Raw genomic sequence first — 2,805 nt, 5'->3', positions numbered from 1 at the left:
AAAAGTAGTAGTCAGGATGTTGACTCGAAACCTCTTCTTTCAGTTGAGAGGTCATGTCAGCCAAAAGTTGAGAGGTCATGTCAGCCAAAATTTTTTGCCCCTGCTGGTCTCTAGGGACTTTGACAAAAACCGTCACATCATCATGTCCTTCCTTCTTCTTACACTATTTGTTTCTGTAATGTTTGAAATTCTGAATCGATTTCGATTTGATAGTCTATTCAACTATTTTAAGTCCGTATACTTTACATTCAAACTTCGTCAGTTTCTAACGCAACGTGAGAAATCAGAAAAAGTAACAACGATTGACAATCAGAATATAACTACCTTCAATCCCATAAATAGTAGTTTTAATCACTGTGCACATAAGAGTGTCGTAGACATACGAAAAGATGATGTGACGGTTTTTGTCAAAGTCCCTAGAGACCAGCAGGGGCAAAAAATTTTGGCTGACATGACCTCTCAACTGAAAGAAGAGGTTTCGAGTCAACATCCTGACTACTACTTTTCAGCACCTAATCGGATTCGTAATAAGCTATGGTTAGTTGGTAAAAAACGATAAAAAGGGGCTATGGCTTGCGTTAAGCAGTAGCCAGATAGCCCCCCCTTCTAGCATTTTCCAAGATAATTGGGGTTACTACGACCCCCAATTATCCTGTAATCAGTAATCAGAAAGGTATATCAAAATGACAAAAGAACAACGCTCCAGCAAGTGGACATTCCTTTTTTACAAAGAAAGCGCCCCTGCTGACTACCTTGAAGTTCTTGAAGAACTACACATCCCCTTCATCCTTAGTCCTTGGCACGATAAAGACATTAACCGACAAACTGGGGAACTGAAAAAATCTCACAAACACGGGGCTTTCTTCTTTGATTCTCTCAAAAGTTATAAACAAGTTTCCGAGCTAATCAAGGACAAGTTGAATGGACCTGCTCATGTAGAAATCGTACAATCTCCCAAAGGACTTTTTGACTACTTCATTCATGCCGAAAACAAGGAGAAAACTCAATATGATATAAATGATATTGAAGTTGGATGTGGTTTTAATCTCGATAAATTTCTTGTARAAAATAACTCAGATGATTTCATGCATGAAGTTGTGGATATTATTGAACAGAATGACTTCACAGAGTTTKAAGAACTCGTCTGGTATGCACGAGCTAATCACACACCACTTCTAGGACTTATCATTGAGCGCACCTACTTTTTTGCTAAGTATTTGGATTCACGTCGATGCAATCCAATGAGGAACCAAGATAAGAAGGAGGGTAATAAATGCAAGTAATTCTTCCTGATGAACAGATTCATCAGATTCAACTACTACTATCCAATCTTATCCAAAAAGAAATTGAACAACAAATAGAAAAAAATTCTTTAAGTTGTCCCTATTTGAACAAACAACAGACTTGCGATTATTTGGGAATYTCCAACAATACTCTTGATTCATGGATTCAAAGGGGGCTTCCATCAATCAAAATTRGAAAAACAATTCGATTCCACAAAGACGCTATTGACTGCTGGCTAAACGGTAACAACTAGAAAAATCAAGATTTTTATTTTATAATGGTCATGATATTTTCTGGTTCGATATATAGGAGAATATCATGACTATCAGTAAGACAAAAAACGGAACTTACCGCTTAAAAGTCTATATACCAATAGAAGCACGAATGCCTCTTGGCATTGTTAATAATAACTATTATGATAAAAGATTTAAAACTAGAAAGGAGGCAAGACAAGCTGAGATAGACTTGCTTACTAAATTAAATCAAATAGAGGATAATGAATTTACAGGACTTGCAAAAGGAGATATTCTTTTCTCAGACTTCTATAACAATATCTGGTGGGACTCTTATAAAGCAGGTCAAACTACATCTACTTCTAAACCACCAAGCAAGTCAACAGTTGCTAATACCAAAACCTGTTTTGAAAAACATATACTGCCACTTCTTGGAAACTATACGATACAGTTTTTAAACCAAAATAAGCAAGTTATCCTAAATCTAATGACATCTAAGGCTAATGAATATGCGAACTTCAAATCTTTACGTAGTTATGTAATTTCCATTTTTGACTGGGCAGAAGAACTTGAGTATATAGAAGCTAATAAGGTTGCAAAAATATTAAGAAGAATAAAGGCTACTAAAAAGATTAAGCTTGCAGAGTCAAAGAGAGAGGAAGATTTATATCTAACTCATGAACAACTCCAAGAATGGTTCTCAGCATTTCAAGAAGATTTAGATAATGATAAAATAACTCTGAAAGATTATGTTTTATTTTATCTCACTTTTTTCTTAGGTGATAGAAAATCTGAAACCTATGCTCTTCAATGGAAACATATCGACTTTTCAAAATCACAGATTCAGCTAATTCAAGCTTTAGATAGATATGGACAAGTAAAATCTACTAAGGGAAATAAGAAAACTATTTTCTCTATTTCTAATGACTTACTTCAACTCCTTACCTCTTGGAAAGAACAACAAAAATATGAACTGGCAAAGTTTGGCATCATCAGTAATCCAGAACAATTTGTTTTTACATATATCGACACAAAAGGAAACATCAATAAGCCTTTACACGCTGACTATCTAAAGCTCGAATTAGCTGAATCTGTGATTTTGAAAAGTCGATATGTTTCCATTGAAGAGCATAGGTTTCAGATTTTCTATCACCTAAGAAAAAAGTGAGATAAAATAAAACATAATCTTTCAGAGTTATTTTATCATTATCTAAATCTTCTTGAAATGCTGAGAACCATTCTTGGAGTTGTTCATGAGTTAGATCTTGGAGTTGTTCATGAGTTAGAT

3 protein-coding genes and 2 pseudogenes are annotated in these 2,805 nt (G+C 34.7%); 4 read left to right on the top strand and 1 reads right to left on the bottom strand.

What is annotated here, in order from left to right; all coding sequences use genetic code 11:
* The 4 genes and pseudogenes from K4H96_RS00120 to K4H96_RS00105 all read left to right on the top strand — a co-directional run.
* The coding region (locus K4H96_RS00120; RefSeq protein ID WP_408642930.1) for a hypothetical protein at positions 1-559 on the top strand (559 nt) is incomplete at its 5' end.
* A gap of 124 nt (positions 560-683) precedes the next feature.
* Positions 684-1,283, top strand: coding sequence for a replication protein (locus tag K4H96_RS00115; protein ID WP_227956291.1), 600 nt, complete (start codon positions 684-686; stop codon positions 1,281-1,283).
* Positions 1,274-1,537, top strand: a complete 264-nt coding sequence (locus tag K4H96_RS00110; protein ID WP_227956289.1) for a helix-turn-helix domain-containing protein — start codon at positions 1,274-1,276, stop codon at positions 1,535-1,537. Before K4H96_RS00115 ends, K4H96_RS00110 begins: the two co-directional genes overlap by 10 nt.
* 65 nt (positions 1,538-1,602) lie before the next feature.
* Positions 1,603-2,589 (top strand): annotated as a pseudogene (locus K4H96_RS00105) (site-specific integrase); the annotation flags it as partial.
* On the opposite strand, the pseudogene K4H96_RS00100 reads toward K4H96_RS00105, so the two are convergent.
* Positions 2,585-2,805 (bottom strand): annotated as a pseudogene (locus K4H96_RS00100) (hypothetical protein); the annotation flags it as partial. The pseudogenes K4H96_RS00105 and K4H96_RS00100 sit on opposite strands and share 5 nt — an antisense overlap.

This window comes from Streptococcus sanguinis, assembly GCF_020729765.1.
In the GTDB taxonomy this organism is placed as follows: domain Bacteria; phylum Bacillota; class Bacilli; order Lactobacillales; family Streptococcaceae; genus Streptococcus; species Streptococcus sanguinis_Q.
This window is presented reverse-complemented; position numbering and strand designations above follow the sequence as displayed.